General features: G+C 60.2%; 15 protein-coding genes and 1 pseudogene. 5 read left to right on the top strand and 11 right to left on the bottom strand.

All coding sequences use genetic code 11. The annotated features are described in order from the left end of the window. The first annotated feature begins 107 nt into the window (after window positions 1–107). Window positions 108–1,085: a GlxA family transcriptional regulator gene (locus MTX36_RS23020; protein ID WP_243621971.1), complete on the top strand. Its 978-nt coding sequence runs from the start codon at window positions 108–110 to the stop codon at window positions 1,083–1,085. Window positions 1,086–1,119: 34 nt separating this feature from the next. Here MTX36_RS23020 and MTX36_RS23015 read toward each other — a convergent pair whose 3' ends face one another. From MTX36_RS23015 to MTX36_RS22995, 5 genes are read right to left on the bottom strand one after another with little or no spacing between them, the layout of a single operon-like run. Further along, window positions 1,120–1,818 carry an IclR family transcriptional regulator gene (locus MTX36_RS23015; protein WP_243621970.1) on the bottom strand — a complete coding sequence of 233 codons (699 nt, stop codon included), beginning with the start codon at window positions 1,816–1,818 and terminating at the stop codon, window positions 1,120–1,122. Between the two features lie 48 nt (window positions 1,819–1,866). Then, entirely contained in the window at window positions 1,867–3,228 is a 1,362-nt protein-coding gene (locus MTX36_RS23010) for an MFS transporter (RefSeq protein WP_243621969.1), read from the bottom strand. Window positions 3,229–3,278: 50 nt separating this feature from the next. After that, on the bottom strand, window positions 3,279–4,223 hold the full coding sequence (locus tag MTX36_RS23005) for a 3-carboxyethylcatechol 2,3-dioxygenase (RefSeq protein WP_243621968.1): 945 nt from the start codon (window positions 4,221–4,223) through the stop codon (window positions 3,279–3,281). Beyond that, entirely contained in the window at window positions 4,220–5,086 is an 867-nt protein-coding gene (locus MTX36_RS23000) for an alpha/beta fold hydrolase (protein ID WP_243621967.1), read from the bottom strand. Before MTX36_RS23000 ends, MTX36_RS23005 begins: the two co-directional genes overlap by 4 nt. Window positions 5,087–5,134: 48 nt before the next feature. Then, the gene (locus MTX36_RS22995) at window positions 5,135–6,856 is read right to left on the bottom strand and encodes a bifunctional 3-(3-hydroxy-phenyl)propionate/3-hydroxycinnamic acid hydroxylase (protein WP_243621966.1); all 1,722 of its coding nucleotides are present in this window, start codon (window positions 6,854–6,856) and stop codon (window positions 5,135–5,137) included. Between the two features lie 481 nt (window positions 6,857–7,337). Between MTX36_RS22995 and MTX36_RS22990 the strand changes: the two genes are divergently transcribed. Next, entirely contained in the window at window positions 7,338–7,673 is a 336-nt protein-coding gene (locus MTX36_RS22990; RefSeq protein ID WP_243621965.1) for a hypothetical protein, read from the top strand. A gap of 128 nt (window positions 7,674–7,801) precedes the next feature. Then, window positions 7,802–7,984, top strand: a complete 183-nt coding sequence (locus MTX36_RS22985; RefSeq protein WP_243621964.1) for a hypothetical protein — start codon at window positions 7,802–7,804, stop codon at window positions 7,982–7,984. Between the two features lie 272 nt (window positions 7,985–8,256). Here the strand turns inward: MTX36_RS22985 and MTX36_RS22980 are convergent, their stop codons facing one another. The 4 genes from MTX36_RS22980 to MTX36_RS22965 form a co-directional block, all read right to left on the bottom strand. After that, window positions 8,257–9,576 carry a hypothetical protein gene (locus MTX36_RS22980; protein ID WP_243621963.1) on the bottom strand — a complete coding sequence of 440 codons (1,320 nt, stop codon included), beginning with the start codon at window positions 9,574–9,576 and terminating at the stop codon, window positions 8,257–8,259. Window positions 9,577–9,909: 333 nt separating this feature from the next. Next, on the bottom strand, window positions 9,910–10,278 hold the full coding sequence (locus MTX36_RS22975; RefSeq protein WP_243621962.1) for a hypothetical protein: 369 nt from the start codon (window positions 10,276–10,278) through the stop codon (window positions 9,910–9,912). Between the two features lie 45 nt (window positions 10,279–10,323). Then, window positions 10,324–10,830, bottom strand: coding sequence for a hypothetical protein (locus MTX36_RS22970; RefSeq protein ID WP_243621961.1), 507 nt, complete (start codon window positions 10,828–10,830; stop codon window positions 10,324–10,326). Between the two features lie 20 nt (window positions 10,831–10,850). Beyond that, complete coding sequence (locus MTX36_RS22965) at window positions 10,851–11,099, bottom strand: hypothetical protein (protein WP_243621960.1); 249 nt, start codon at window positions 11,097–11,099, stop codon at window positions 10,851–10,853. 86 nt (window positions 11,100–11,185) lie between these two features. Between MTX36_RS22965 and MTX36_RS22960 the strand changes: the two genes are divergently transcribed. Then, window positions 11,186–11,599, top strand: coding sequence for a hypothetical protein (locus MTX36_RS22960; protein ID WP_243621959.1), 414 nt, complete (start codon window positions 11,186–11,188; stop codon window positions 11,597–11,599). 938 nt (window positions 11,600–12,537) lie between these two features. Here the strand turns inward: MTX36_RS22960 and MTX36_RS22955 are convergent. Then, window positions 12,538–13,197, bottom strand: a complete 660-nt coding sequence (locus MTX36_RS22955) for a maleylpyruvate isomerase family mycothiol-dependent enzyme (protein WP_243621958.1) — start codon at window positions 13,195–13,197, stop codon at window positions 12,538–12,540. A 158-nt stretch (window positions 13,198–13,355) separates the two neighbouring features. Here MTX36_RS22955 and MTX36_RS22950 point away from each other — a divergent pair, with 158 nt between their 5' ends. Next, window positions 13,356–14,207: a D-alanyl-D-alanine carboxypeptidase gene (locus MTX36_RS22950; protein ID WP_243621957.1), complete on the top strand. Its 852-nt coding sequence runs from the start codon at window positions 13,356–13,358 to the stop codon at window positions 14,205–14,207. 20 nt (window positions 14,208–14,227) lie between these two features. On the opposite strand, the pseudogene MTX36_RS22945 reads toward MTX36_RS22950, so the two are convergent. Continuing rightward, window positions 14,228–15,561: pseudogene (locus MTX36_RS22945) on the bottom strand (IS256 family transposase). Window positions 15,562–15,744: the final 183 nt, after the last annotated feature.

Below are 15,744 nucleotides of genomic sequence, written 5' to 3'. Positions count from 1 at the left end.
GTCGGCGGCGCCGGCGCTCTTCATCCATTCTTCGGGAGGTCGTCGGCAACAGTGAGTGGCACGGGTGCATACTTTCGATGACTTTGGGCCAACATTCTGGGGATCACATGCGAATTGCCGTGTACGCGTTCGACACCATCACGATGTTCCACCTCGCAGCACCGCTGATGGTGTTCGGCGAGGTAGGTCGTCTCGGGCTCGCACCTGACTGGGAAACCAGACTTTGGTCTGATCGACCAGGCGGGGTCCGCACCGCCGAGGGGTATTCGATCGGCGACGTAGCGGGACCGAGCACACTCGACTGGGCCGATATTGTGGTCATTCCCTCATGGCCGCTGCCACTTTCGCCGATCAGCGAGCAATTGCGAACGCGGCTTTCCAACGCGCACTCTCGCGGTACTCCGATCGTCGGGTTGTGCCTCGGCGCTTTTGCTGTCGCCGACGCAGGGTTCCTTGACGGCCGCTCGGCTGTCACTCATTGGGAGATGATGCCCGCACTCGCTGAACGCCACCCCAGCATCCGCTTAGACGAATCGGTGCTCTACATCGATCACGGCGATGTCATGACTTCTGCAGGAACGGCTTCCTCTATCGACGCGTGCCTGCATCTGGTGCGGAAACATCTAGGATCGGCAGTCGCCACCCGGGTGGCTCGGAGTCTTGTTGTCGCACCGCATCGAGAGGGTGGGCAGGCTCAGTACATCGAGCGACCCCTCGCGGAACCTGCCAGCGACACGGCTGTTGCGAAGGTTCTGGAATGGGCGCTGGGGCGGCTCGACGAGCACCTTTCCGTCGACCGACTCGCGGTCCAGGCGCGGATGAGCCGACGAAACTTCGTACGACAGTTTCGCCTTTCCACGGGCACCACACCGGCACGCTGGGTCCTCGAGCAACGACTGGGCGAGGCTCGTGTTCTCCTGGAAACGACAGACTGGAGCATCGAGGCCATTGCAGTCGCATGCGGATTCGGAAGCGCTGTCACCTTCCGGCAGAACTTCGTATCCGCGTTCGCAACCACCCCATCGTCGTATCGGAAGCAGTTCGCCGACACTCTGGCGATGGTCGCGTCGACGGCACACCACTGAGCGTTGTCGCCGTGCAACCGGCTGCTCGAGGTGCTTACTTAGATCCGCCGCTCAGTTTGTCTGCAGCTGCGATCATCTCGGGGATAGCGGCTCGGGCGAGTTCTTCAGATGCCGTGATCAAGGTCAGGCATCCGGCCGGCTCGTTGGCTGGTTGTTTCAGGGGTACACCGAGTCCCCAATAGCCAGGCTCAACCTCACCGTAGCTGAGAACGTAACCGTCGCGGCGGGCGTCGGTTACCCGACTTGACTCGCCGGGAAGCGGAGGTTGACCGGCGAGTAACGCATAGCCGGCTGCGCCGCGGTCTATGGGATGGCGACCACCCTCACGGAACGATACCCAGTAGCGAGCGTTCTTCGGTTCGACCACCGCGACCGCTACCGCCTCGGTGCGTTCGGCGACAAACAGTGCGACGCTCGCGCCCAAGGAATTTGCGAGTCTGCGCAACAACGGTGTTGCTTCGTCCCGTAATCCGGCATAAAGGTCTCGAGCCAGTGCTGCCAATCCACCAGCGGCGCGGTACTTACCGTCCGTGCTGCGTTTGATGAGCCGAAAGTCGGCGACTGTGGTGAGTAATCGCGACGCGATGGTCCGATGGACGCCCAGCGCTTCGGCAACTTCCTGGATGGTCATCCCGTCGGGCGTGGTGGCCACCAATTCGAGAGCCTGCAAGCCGCGGGCCAGTGTCTGCGAGCCTGGTTGTTTGACGGACGACCCATTCGATTCTGAAGTCACAGTATGGACTCTATTCCCTTGGGAAATGCCGGCAGATCGTCACATGGTTCAAGCGGAGATTGCGTCGGCCGTATTGGTTTCCCGGCTCGCCTCCGGTGTCTCCGGGTTCTCGCTACGGCCGCGATAGGTGGCGTCGAGTAGCAGCGTCGCGATACCGGCCACCACCAAGACTCCACCGAACATCATGTAGACGGACTTCGGTGTCCAACCGCCGTTGAGAAGGTAGCCGGTGAGAATGGGGGCAATGATCGATACTGTTCGACCGCACCCGATCATCCAGCCGACGCCGGTCCCGCGAGCCGCGGCTGGATAGATGGGCGGGCTGATCGCGTAGAAGCCTGTGATGCCTCCGTTCGCGAAAATGCCGACGAGCACCGCGAGCGCCAAAGCCAGTGCGACGATATGGAATCCGGTGGCATAGCCGACAAACGCAAGCACGCCGCCGAACATGAGAAGCGCTGTCACAATCCTGGGCCGCAACACAATCGACAGTCCGGCAAAGATGATCGAACCGATGACGCCACCGACGTTGACGAGTACACCGGCAGTCACGCCCATATTCGAGTCACCCGTTGCGTCTGAGAGCAACTTAGGTGTCCAGGTATTCGCGAAGTAGAAGGACGCAATCAAACACGAGTATCCGACCCACAGGAAGATCGTGCGTCGCAACATGATTCCCTTGAACAGTCCATCGCGTACGACGCGTTCCGTTGCGCGAATAGGAGTCGGCAGCTCAGTGGAACGGGCGTAACCGAGCTTGTCCGCGATCTGGTTGTACGCAGTCAAAGCACCCGTGGGCCTCTTCTCGATCAGGAATTCGATCGATTCGGGCAGCGTCTTGACCACGACCACCAACATGATCGCGGTGATGACTGCGCCGAAGATGAATGCGGATCGCCAGTCGAAGACCGAAATCAGGACGCCGGAGATCGCGCCGCCGACAGCACCGCCGAGCGGGTATCCGACACCGTAGATTCCGAGTGCCGTGCCCCGTCGTTTGTCCGAACTGAATTCCGAAACCAGAACATTCAGATTGGCAACCAAACCGCCGATGCCCAAGCCTGCAAACACGCGGAAGGCGACGAGTTGCGGGACGTTGACGGCGCAGGCTGAAAGGGCCATGCCGACAGTGATGCCGACCAGACACCAGATTGCCAGCTTGCGCCGACCGATCTTGTCCGCCAGTGGGGAAATGAAGATTGCGCCCAGTGCTGTACCGATGATTCCGGCGCTGAGCAGATAGCCGATCTCGACGGAACTGATGTCCCAAGATTTCCCTAGGTGTGGCGCTACGAACGCCATGACGAGGATTTCGAAACCGTCGATCATGCTGAGTATCAAACAGATTGCGATCGTCGAAATCTGGTATCGACGCATCGGTTGCGTTCGAATCGCTTCACGAACATCCATCGAGATCTACTTTCATAAGGGTGGAGGGGGCTTCGCCCGCGTGGCAAGGATCAGATATCCCGGAGGATCGCTGTCGTGACGGCAAAGCCGGAAATGTATTCCTTGATCGGCTGGTAGAACTCGTAGGTGATCTCGTACTCGCCGCATGCGCGAAGAGCTGAATACGCAGCGACCCAGTTACGCACCTCGTGTGAGGAGTGGCCCGCTACCGCATCCATGTCGTCGGCGGTGTATCGATCGAAGTCTCCGACGTTGCCCGATGCACAAACATCGAGGAATCCTCTGTCCCACTCCGGATTCAGGTCCATGATGTCCGCCTCGTCGGCGGCGAATTTCACTGCGGTATCGATGACCCGCTGTTGCCGCACCGCCCGCGCTTCCGGCGTTGGATTCCGTCCGTCGGTGAGCATCTTGCGCTGTGCCTCGTTGGCGGTGGCGATCTGCGGTACCGGCGGGTCATGCGAGAGGCCACCGGACCCGATGAACAGGACTTTCTTGTCCGAGTTCTTGAAATACTCGCCGATAGCCTCACCGAACTTGCGTACCCGCGCGACCTTCACAAACGGCCTGGCCACGGAGTTGACGAAAACTGGAATGATCGGCTTGGATGCGACGTCACCATAGATGATCTCCATGGGTTGCACCGCACCGTGATCGACTTCCATCTGACGGGAAATCGCGATATCGAGGCCCTGATCCATCACGTACTGCGCGAGGTCCTCGGCCATAGCCTCCGGTACGTTCAGCTCACCGGCAAACGAGTCGTAGTCGCCGCTGCCCTTTGCCTTGTAGCCGATGCAGAACGGCGGCATCAGGTCGTAGAAGAAGCCGTTGTAGTGATCGGGTCCGAAGTTCACGATCACATCGGGATCAAAATTGTGAACAAAGGCGCGTGCTTGGTCGAATGCGGCGTTCACCGCAGCCTTGACGTCGGTCGGCGGATCGAGGTGGTGCAGTAGGGGACTGTGCGACATGCACAGCAATGCCTGCCTCATGACCGGCTCACACCCCGAGAGGAAAGGTACTCCGTGATAACCGTATTGAACTCTTCGGCACGCTCGACCTGTGACCAGTGACCGCACTGGCTGAAGATGTGCGAATCGGCATGTGGGATGACGTTGAGCAGTTCCCATGTCCGCGAAACAGGTATGACAACATCCTGGACACCGTGGATCAGCAGAACGGGAACATCCAAGCGGGACAACACCTTGAAGTCCAGGGGTAGCTCGATGCGGTCACGGTCACGGGCAGCAACGACCTCGGCCAGTCGATCCGACGCGGTGTCGTTGAGTGCCGATTGGTACCGCAGTGCCACCAATTCGTCAGTGACAAGGGACTTGTCGACGACGAAGAGCTCGAGTGTTTTACGGATGCCCTCTTCCGTCAGGTTCGGATTGGAGTGTCCGGCCAATGCGCCCGTCAGCTTTGCCCCACCGGTACCCATCGAGACGATGCCCAGTAGGCGCTCCGGGAAGTCGATTGCGAACTGGAAAGCCAGCCAGCCGCCGAGGGAGTTTCCGACGATCCACGTCTTCTCGATACCTAGTGCGTCGAGCACGCGCACGGCATGGCGAACCCACTCTTTGATGCCGTATTCCGTGTTCGGAGCAACGACGCTCTGTCCGTAGCCGATGGAATCGATTGCGATGCAACGTCCCTGTTCGCTGAGGGTCGGAAGGTTGAGCCACCAGTTTGCGGCTGCGGTGACGCCGGTTCCCGACCCGTGTAGGAAGAGGATCGGCGTGCCTTCTCCCAGTTCGTGATAATGGGTGAGTTCGCCGTCGGCGGTTTCGATCCATTTGTCTTCGAGGCCGAAGAATTCGTCGGTGGAGTATGCGGGAATCTCGGTTGTTGTCATGAAGTATCTGGCTTTCTCGGGAGGTCAGTGCTGTGAATCGAGGCGGGGCTAGTGAGCTATCGGGATCCGGTTTTCGCTGCTGGTGTTGGATGCGTTGAACCGCATTGCTTTCAGAATTGAGTCCAGCGTTGCCGGAGCATGTTGTGTCAGGCAGGCTCCCGCCACAAACCGGTCGGGGCGGAGGAAAACCAGGGGAGTGGGTCGGTCGTCGAACCATTTCTTGAGTCGGCCGGTGTGATCGCCCAGGACCAGCACATCCGAATCCATTCGCTTCTCAGCCCATTCGCGTTGGGTCTCCGGGACAACCGCGACCAGACGGGCGCCGAGTGCGGACAACTTGTCGAGCGATTCCTGCGGCAAGACGTCCTTGGGGTTGTTGCCCCAGACGATGACCGACCACCAGTTGCCGATCGCGTCGTCGAGCAGTTGATCCGGCGCATCGAGCGAGTTGACACGCGGCTGCGGAAACTGAACGCCAACGGGGGAGTTCTTGATGTTGGCCGTCAGGACAGGGATGAGTTTGCTGGTGAGTTTTGCGCCGGCACTTCCCGATTCCTGCGTGTTCGGATCAGCAAGGACGCCGGTGGTGTACCGCGGCATCGGCTTGAATCGCATGTCCGCGAAGTAGCTCTTGACCGGGGGGAACAGGTTGAGCACTGACGATGCGGCATCGCGGAGTACTGCTCCGACCGGATTAGTGATCTTGATGAGCCGGCCGAAGGTCAGCGACAGGTCCACCATTGCTTGCGCATGGTCCTTACGCTCGGATGTGTAGGTATCGAGCAGGGCGTCGTCCGCCTGGCTGGACAAGACGGTGGCTAATTTCCACCCCAGATTTGTTGCATCACGCATTCCGGAGTTCCAGCCCTGGCCCATCCACACCGGCATCAGGTGCGCGGCATCGCCGGCGATCAGCTGTCGACCCTTGCGGAAGTTGGAGGCCACCCGGCCGTGGTGGGTGAAGACGCGCCGACGAATGAAGTCCAATTCGGATGGGTTCGGAACATGATCTGCCAGAAGGGCATTCACGTAGTCCGGATCGGTGACCTGTTCTTCGGTTTCGTTGTCGTGGAGCATGAACTCCCAGCGTCGTACCGCATGGGGTAAACCGATGGATACGTAGGGGCGCTTCGGATCTGCACCCAGGAAGACGTTGGGGGTTCCGAGCGGATCGTTGTTGACGTCCACGACAAGCCAACGGGTGGAGGGTGATTCGCCCTCGAAGCTGACGCCGAGACGCTTGCGGGTCGGTGATTTGCCGCCTTCACACCCCACTAGATACTGCGCACTGAAGCGGCGTTCCTCGACGGTTCCGTCCGGCCCTGCTACCAGTGCGATCGCGGTGACGGACTGTCCGTCTTCTTCCACATTCTCGACGAGATGCCCGAACAGCACCCGGACGTTGTCGAAGCGGGCAAGCCCCTCGTAGAGAGCCTTGTCGGCTTCGGGCTGGATGAAACCATGCTTGCGTTCCCAGCCGAATTCAACGGTCTGCGGGTTGTTGACCAGCATGACCTTGCCTGACCCGTTGACCAGTCGCATGATGTGCTGCGGGTTGGTGTGCGGGCGGATTGCCTCCACCAGGCCCACCGTCTGAATGGTGCGAAAGGACTCGTCGTCGAGTCCGACGCCGCGCGGGTAATCGATGAGTGCATCCATGGCCTCGAGCACTGTGACCTGCTTGCCGTACATGCCGAGGATATTGGCAAGCATCAGGCCGGCGGGACCGGCGCCGACGATGAGTACTTCGGTGTCCTGAGTGGTTTCCATGACTCCCCATCTGGGTTAATGCAACTATCGAACGTAACCGTGCGTTATTTGCGCAACATGACAATTAGAAACCAAGAATCGAGGTACGTCAATCACCTTTTGTGACGGGGAGCGCAAGTTTTGTCCGTTGGGACGCTGCAGACAGTGGTCTCGGCATCAGGGACTGAGCGAAAGCGGCAGGTAGGAGGATTTTCTTCCGTGGCCTGCACTGCAGGTGACGAGGGTGGGGCCGACGGGAACATATCTCCGGGGAACACCGCCGCGCATGCAGGCGGGTTCAGCTGACCCCGTCAGCACTGGAGTGCGCTGGACCTCGATACACCGGAAGGAACTTCGATATTTATGCACATCGTGGCAGAGGCCGATCCGGGCTCTTCGACAGAAGATTCTACCGACCATCCCGGCGCAGATGTGCTTCGATTTACTCTGAACGGACAACCGCCGGATCACGAGCGCTGTACCGACACGGAGGAAGCCGAAGATGGGTGTCGTGACACGCAAAGTTGTCCGGCAGAAACTCCTGCAGGCCGCTGTTCTCGACAAAATCGAGCGTGAACATCTACCGGTGAATACCGCTCGTGTGCGAGAAAAAGTGCAGAACATTCGCCGTCATGTCACCGGAAAATCTTTGTACCGGTGCCTCGATGAGTGGGAACGCATCGTCGATGACAACGACATCGAGGCCGTCCGCGCAGTCGTCGAATCTGACGACGAGCACGACCGTGAGATGCGGAACCTCTCACCGCTGTCGATCCTGTTGAATGAAACGGAAAGACTTCAGGTGCTCGATATACTCCAAAGTAGTTGGTCTGAATGAACCGTCACGAATGTGTAATTGCGAAAACTGTTCGCACGAAGTGTACGAGTCGCAGGAAGGTCGGACGAGCAAGAAGTTCCACAGCAAGACGCTGTGAGCAAGGTGGAGCACCCGGAGGAGTCGGAGCTATGAACCGTCTTACCGAAGCAGAGGCCCGAGCCGAGTGCAACAAGTTGGTTCCGATTATGGCGCTCGAAGGGCGCACGATGGACGCCGCCAGTCAAGAAGTGTTCGTCGAATACCTTCAGGACAAACTCACGATCGACGACCTTGTCGCCATCGCGAAACGCCGCAACGGAGTGACCGCGTAGTGGAGGCAACTTAGGAAATTCTCTCGGGAGCGGGTCAACTGTTTCATCCCCTCGACGGTGAGAAGGGATAAGACAGGTTTCCCCGACACCTCCAAAACAGTTGCAGGAGCAGTCCGCGACTGGCCCGAGCGCACCCACCACCCGGCGAGCATTGCGTCGAACACCGCGGAGGACGGGCGACCCCGCCTACGAGGACGAGGTGTGCGGCTCCGTGCTCTAACTTGTGTTCGTGATCGATACCCGCCCGGCCTCGGTGAGTGGCTGTGTCCGCTCTAGTCCTTGGTTTCGGTTGGTGGGTGCGCGGTCTTCAGGCGTGTGGGGTCGACGGTGATGGCTGCGACGATGTCGGCGTTGATCGGGTCGGTATAGGGATCCGGCGTCGTGACGCGGATAACGCCGGTTCTGCTCGGTCCAGACAGGGCGACTGTCGAGGCATCGCTCGTCCGTTGGTTGATGCGTCGAAGTTCCCCGGGGCCGGCGACGCTCCATTTCGCCCCGTCACTATCGACCGCTACATCCGCTCGGGTCGCCGCTTTCCTAACGGTGCGCTCCAGTTCTGGATCGGTAACGGGCATCAGGCGGCGGGTCGTCTCGTCGAGGGCATGGAGACGATGAAGGTCCGGTTCGGTGCGCACGGTTCCGTATCGTCGATCGCTGGACAGCCAGGCTCTTGACCGACCTAGGACGTAGAGCTTGTGCTGGTGGACGGTAGTGGCCCAGCCACCTGCAGTGGTGTAGCGATCGAGGTTCAGCTCACCGTCACCAGTGAGCGTGCAGCGGTGGATGTCGTGCGGGGAGGTGATCCAGCAGCCGTCATTGCCGTCGGCGTGGACTCGGCGCGTCCACAGTTCATCGAGGATCTCGATAGGCAGAGGCAAGGTATATCGAACGATGCTCGGCGGACCGCCACGTGAGGCGTCGACTCGAAGCAATATCGGATCCGAGGCGTGCATGACCCACACGATGTTCTCGTGAACAGCGACAGCGCCGGCCCTGAAGGCTGGTCTGCTGTCCGATCGGGCGTTCAGGTCGAGTTCGACCAGGACGCCCGCTGTTACGAAGTCGCCGTCTCGTGTCGTTTCGGTCGGCCACCAGTCGACGTCGTTGGGGACTGCGTCCACTTCCGACAATCGGTCCCAGCCGGGAATCTGGCCCCAGCCGTTATCGAGGCGCCGCACTCGTCGCTCGACAAGATGGATTCGACGCACGCGACCGCACACCCGGCCGGGTCTGTCTCGGCCTCGGTCGTCCTCGATGTCTGCGCTGAAAACGCCGGTGAGGGTTACCGGTCCGCGGACGGCACGGTCGGTCCACCATTGACTGCTCCACCCATCGCCGAAAACGAGATGCAGCCAACGAAGAGCACCATCAGGGCCGGTCACCGGCGCGCGGCCGTATGCCGGGCAGGCGTTTGCCGTTCGCGTTTCATCACACACCGAAGGCGTATCGCCAGCTGAATAGAGCACTAATGACACATCGACTACGTCGCCGACTGCAGCGCGGGGAAATGATCCGTCGCCGATGACCCATCCGGGGACGGAGACGCGCAACGTTCGAGGACGTTGAATTACCTCGCGCACTTGGTCGTTCATGTTGTTCCCGACGCACTAGGGGGTCCGAACGGCGAAGCGTTCGGGCGTCAGGTCACCGCACCTGACGATACAACCATCGTTCGACGACGTCGGATCCGTTTCGAGCAAGGCCCGATCCCGATACCTCCCGTGTCGATGGCGCGACGGCCTTGTGAATCACGGTGCTACGGCCGCTGGATCCGAGCCTGAGCAACGCAGAAGCTCCACGTTAGAGGGCAGCTGATTCGAATGGTGCCGTTGTACATGCACATTCAGAACAGGCACGAAGGCGACGCACATCGTTACGGTCATGCGCCTTCAGTGGCTTCATGCCGACAACCGGACCGCGCCTAATCAGGGGCCGCCGGAGAGGGAGTAACTGATGTATCCGTCGCCCCACTCGAGATAAGCACCCGACGTTGCCTGACCGCGAATTTGGGCGTTCTGCCACTGGTAGACAGAGCGGACCAAAGGGAAGGTGCTCACTCGTTCGAGGGTGTAGTGCTCGTGAAGCCCCGACGAATATTGCTGGTCGAGTCCTTCACGACTGCGCGGCGGAAAATTGCTGATCAGATAGGTGCGTCCCAGAGACCCGATGCGTTCCGGTGGCGCAAAAATATTGGCGCTGCGATAGGTGAAAACCAGATACAGATAGGTCGCCGTGACGACGGCAGTCAGCGCAAATGCGCAAACCTTGAATGCACGACTAGTCAGTACTGGCATGGCTCACAGTACAACGGGCACTCATGTAGGCGTACCGGTGATTTTCTATCGGTCATCGTGATGTTGGAGGTTGAGGTAGCGGCTCAGAACGTGCTCTTGTTCCTCGGTCCCCGCTGCGTAGAACCGGGTGATCAGTTGATCGAAGTGCATTCCAGCGGCGGAGAGGGAGTGGACGAGTTGGTCGCCGAGGATGGTGTGGTCTCCGTTTCCGCGGAGTCCAATATATATCTCCCACAACAGGTTTCCCGGGGTAGGTAGCTCCAGTCGGTGTTCAGTGCGGAGAGTTGCGGTGCGCTCGGAGGCCGGAACGGGACTGAGAATCTGCCAGCGACCGAAAGTGGTGAGGGTGTCGGAAAGGACTGGGCGCAGCGCGGCGACGTATTTCGCGGCGCCGACTACGTCCGTGTGGATCTGCAGTACATGCTCGACGATGTCTCCGTTGTGGAACGGCGCCGGCGGATCCGGTTCGACGTCCCAGACGCTGCCGAGGGAGACGGGACAACCACCGACCGGGGGATAGTCGCCGAGCGTGGATTCAATCAGACACAGCATCGGGTGCGCGTAGAGAGTCGCTAAGCGCGCTTGTGCGGCGAAAATGTCGCGAATGCCGTGCGCATGTCCGCGACGGTTATCCAGGGATGGGCGTCGATGCGGTGTACGAGGTAGCCGAGATCGGTGAGGCGGTTGCAGGCGCTGTCGAGTTGGAACGCAGTGTCGTAGCGGTGCACGTTGCCGTTCTGTAGAAGACTCCAGTCGAATCGTCGTCGCTGCTCGTTGAACAGGTCGCGGTCGTTGGGATCGAACACGCCTCGGTGCACCATTTCCTCAGACTAGGCGAGGATGCGAATGCGGCAGTCCGGTGACTGAACCGCGACGTGCAAGCCAGTTAGTGTGTCAGGCTCACGCAATGGTCTGGTATCGACGATTCATGCCGCCCGGCGCCAAAGAGTTGGGTGCAATCGCGCACGGTCCGAGACTGTTGGCCCAAGTGGATGGGGTGACACTGGGGCTACGGTCGATTGTGGCCTACACATCGGGACTCGAACTCGCCGTTGTCGTGGTAGCAACGGGTGTTCATGCAGATGCGCTGTTACGTCAGTACACGGCGCCGGCGAGCCCCGATCCCGAAAGCGGGAGGCGCCGGCCGGGCGAGACCCATGGTCGACCTCTCCGATTGAGAGCTCTCGAGGACTCCGTCCTTCAACCCATTCGGCATAGAGACGGCCAGGGGCACCAGAATTCTGAAATGTACCAGCGGGAGTACCTTTTCGAGCTGAAGCCGTTGCCCGATACCGAGGATCTGCCGCTCATCGCAGAGTGACCGGAGATCGGTCTCGAACCTGTCACTACGCATCTGAAACTACCACCGCCTTCGGCACTGGCGGCGGCGATCATTCCGCTCCCGTAGTCGACGAGATGCCGGTGAGATTCCGTGCAATTTGTTCTGGGTAGCAAGGGAATTGGCGATGAATGAATTTGGATCTCCTGCTGGCGGCGCACTCTAGTACGTCGTCCGACTCGGCTTTCCCGTCACAGGGCTGTCGAACTGAGATTCAGTGGCCAGTCGATCGCGAGTGGAACCGACCTGCAATCGACACAACGACGATTACGAGACCGATCACAGCGACGATGTTGGCTGGCCAATCGATCAGGACCACCGATTGTTGGAACCCGTCCGACTCGGTTGCTCGGCACGTTGCACTGACCAGAGGTGACCATGTCCGGGAGTGCTCGGCAACGAAGGTCGAACCCGTCCAGCCGAACTCAGTACGAGACGGAAACTCGTGCCCGGAACACAGAGCCGTTGGCGATCGAACGACGAAGGCGAAGGCGTATACGCACAGGCCGACTACAACCCCGCGTACAGCAATCGGACGACGCACGGTCAGAAGGTTAGCCGACGGCTTCGAGGGTGCGCTCGGCAACGAATGTCAGGCACCTTCCGGGTACGTGTAGGCAGGGAATCGGGTTGGGCGCGGTACGTCGATCGCGGAGCAAGGGACCGTCGGTGTGTGGCAATCACTTCAGGCTCAGGGATCCCGTCGTTCGGACATTGCCGCGTACGAATACCTGATCCATTCTGCGATCGTCTACGTGTGTCCGCAGCTTTCGGATTTCACATCCGGCGCGGCTGGTATCGCGAGGTGCGCCGACATTATTCCCGATCCGTCAGCGCGGGCTGGCGACGATGTTTTCTGTCTTGAGTAGCGCCGCATCGGGGATCGGGATCTGAACAGTCACCAGGGTGGCGCCGCCTCGTCAGTTCCGGGGATCGGCTGTTCCATTGATGCGTGAGCGCAGAGTCGGCACACCCGCGCCGTCGAGCTGGTCGACGTAAGGCACTCGGCTCGCCATGCTCATCACGAGGGCAAGAGTCGATCCGGTGACCAGGGGACCGGTGCCCGTGGCAAATGGCCCGTCGTCCGCGCGGAGCTGGAGGCCGGCGACGCGGGTACGACTGGGTACGGCGAAATCACGTCGGGCGAAGAATTCGGCTACGGGAGTCAGAGCGTCGACGCTCGGTGTCCGGGGAATACCGAGCGGCTGGCGGATGTCTTGGGCGTGCACGACGACTTCGCCGAGGTAGGCCGGCGTGTGCCCGGAAGGTGTTGTGCTGCTGTTGATGACGGCACGGAATCGTTCGAGTGTCTCTTCAGAGGTGGTGCCCAGATACTCCAGCATTCGACGCTGATTATGCACATCGGGACGGAATCGCGCGCCGACCATGCTGCGCACCCACTGCCACTGGTTGAGGCTCGCAGCGGCGGTGAGGTGGGCGACGACCTGCTCGACGTCCCACTGGCCACATAATGTGCCGTGTCTCCATTGCTCGTCGCTGATACTTGACAGGTCTTCGGCCAACGAAGCCCGCTCGGCGTGAATCAGCGCCATCAGGTGGTCGTCCTGCGATCTCGCCATCGCCGATCCCTTCGGTTGGGTGTGGCAACTCTACCTAGACCTTTGGCGGTGCGTTGGTGGCGTTTCTACCTCTCGGTCCCATCCTCGTTCGGTAGACCAACCTGTTGATCTTGCGTACCTGCGCGGCAGAGAGAGCCTTCACTGTCGAGTCGGACGTGATGACAACACCGATTGGCACCAAGCCTGCGGTCACCGTCAATGCCGCCGACTCCGGGCACATCATCGTGCATGGAACTGTCCCCGCTGATGCGAAAGCACCATTCGTCGCAACCTGCCAAGTGCCAGACCCTCCGGCATTTGCACGGACCTTGCTGATCGAGGCACTTGCCCGCCACGGCGTCACAACCACCGCGCCGACATTGGGTCCGAACCCCAGCGACATACTTCCGTCCCGGGATGACGTGACGGCACTGCCTGTCTCGGCGACGTACACCTCACCTCCCTTCAGTGAATACGCAAAGCTGATCAACAAGGTCAGCCACAACCTCGGAGCGAATCTCTTGCCGCCGCTGATGGCAGCGCAGCGAGGTCTCCAGACCTACGAAGAGGGCATGCAGATCGAACGAGAATTCCTCGCAAAAAATGGTATCGATCCAGCGTCGTTTACTTTGGTCGACGCCCAAGGCCTACCCGGAGACAAAGCCACACCTCGGGCACAGACCGAACTTCTTCGAGCCCTCGCCCGCCGCGACGATTTCGAAGTATTTTACGATTCGATGCCCAGTCTGGGCCTCGATGGATCGCTCGCCGATGTCATCAATCGCACTGATCCGGCAGCCGGACAGATCCGCGCAAAAACCGGCACCTTGGTCGACGCACCCAACGGGAAAATGCAACTCGCCACGAAAGCTCTTGCTGGGTATATGACTTCGCACAGTGGCCGCCGGCTCGTCTTCGCGATCTATGTCAACAACATTCCTGTGCCCAGCGACACGGTCGCAGACGCCATTGTTTTGGCCCTTGATGCGAACAAACAGCTTGGAGCGATCGCGGCGGGTCTGTCGCGTTAAGGGTGTTCGGCCGGTTTCCATCAGTAAGTTTCCGATCCGGGCCAACGATCGGCGAACGTGATCGCAAACGCGTTCAGAGCAGGCTTCCACCTCATTGTCCATCGTGCCTGACCCTTGCCTGTCGGGTCGAGTGAACGCGTCACCAAATAGAGGCACTTGAGCGCGGCCGCCTCGGTGGGGAAATGGCCACGCGCTCCGTAGGGAAATGGCCACGCGCTTTCACGGCCCTCCGATAGCGGCATTGAGGGACTCAATCACGTTGGTAGAAAACAGAACTCGCCGTATCTCGGTGTCATCATCGAGGAACGGTATTTCCTGCCAGGCATTGGTCCATAGCCGGATGATCGCCGGATACGTCTTGCCCCATCGCTCGGTGAGATCGTCGAGAGCTGCCAACGCTGCCGCCTCGGTCGGGGCCGTATAGATCGGCTTGAGATCGTGCTTGAGCGCGTCCAAATGCTGATGACCCGACAGACGAAACGTGTTGCGGATCATATGCACCACACACGTCTGAACCGTCGTGGCCGGCCACACGTGCTCGACCACCTCCGGCAATCCCTTGAGCCCGTCGCAGACCAGGAAGAACACATCCCGAGTACCCCGATTACGGATATCGGTCAGCACGGACATCCAAAATTTGGCGCCCTCACCGCCCGTTCCCGCCCACAACCCGAGCACGTCCCGGTGCCCGTCGAGACTGACGCCGATCGCGGCATAGATCGGCCGGTTCCGACCTGCCCGTCCCGCACTTTGACGACGATCGCATCGATGAAAACCGCCGCGTACACCTCGTCGAGCGGCCGAGCAGCCCACTCCTGCATCTCCTCGAGTACCTTGTCCGTGATCCGCGAGATGGTTTCTTTCGAGACCGAAGCTCTGTAGATTTCGGCGAAGTGAGCGGAGATCTCACCGGTCGTTAATCCTTTGGCATACAAGGACAACACGATTTCGTCGACACCGTTCAATCGTCGTTGCGCGTTTCTTGACGATCTGCGGCTCGAATGTCCCTTCCCGATCTCGGGGGACTTCGATCGGGACGTGGCCGGTGGCTTCGGTCAACACCGTCTTCGACCGGGTTCCGTTGCGAATGTTCGTCGATTCGCGGTCCGGCTGGGCTTGGTTCTTGTCGTGGCCGAGGTGTGAGTAGGGGTCTCCCCTGGACGAAGTCCTTGGGGAACATCTCTTCGTTCAGCGCGGTTTCCAGAACGGTTTTGGTGAACTGTTTGAGCAGGCCGTCCGGTCCGGTCAGCGACAGACCTTGCTCCTTCGCCAACCGGACCAACTCCGCCGCAGCGGCGGCTTCCGCCGACGGCGGTTCGGCCTTCTTCTTCGTCACATCTTCCAGTGTCGTCATCTCGGCACCTCCCTCGCTGAGCATTCACTCAGCTTGTCGGGCCGAAACACCGATTAAGCCAGTGTCACGATTGATAGGTCGGCTGGTTCGCTCCACCGTTTATTCGCCTCCGTGGCTAATGTCCCTAGTGCGGCCAGCCGACACCGAAAGGACCGGACGATCTGGCTCGAGAGGAGCGTGGCG

Source organism: Rhodococcus sp. ARC_M6 (assembly GCF_022810305.1).
Lineage (GTDB): Bacteria > Actinomycetota > Actinomycetes > Mycobacteriales > Mycobacteriaceae > Rhodococcus_F.
The sequence above is the reverse complement of the archived record's forward strand: the minus strand, read 5'-3'. Positions and strand labels throughout refer to the sequence as shown.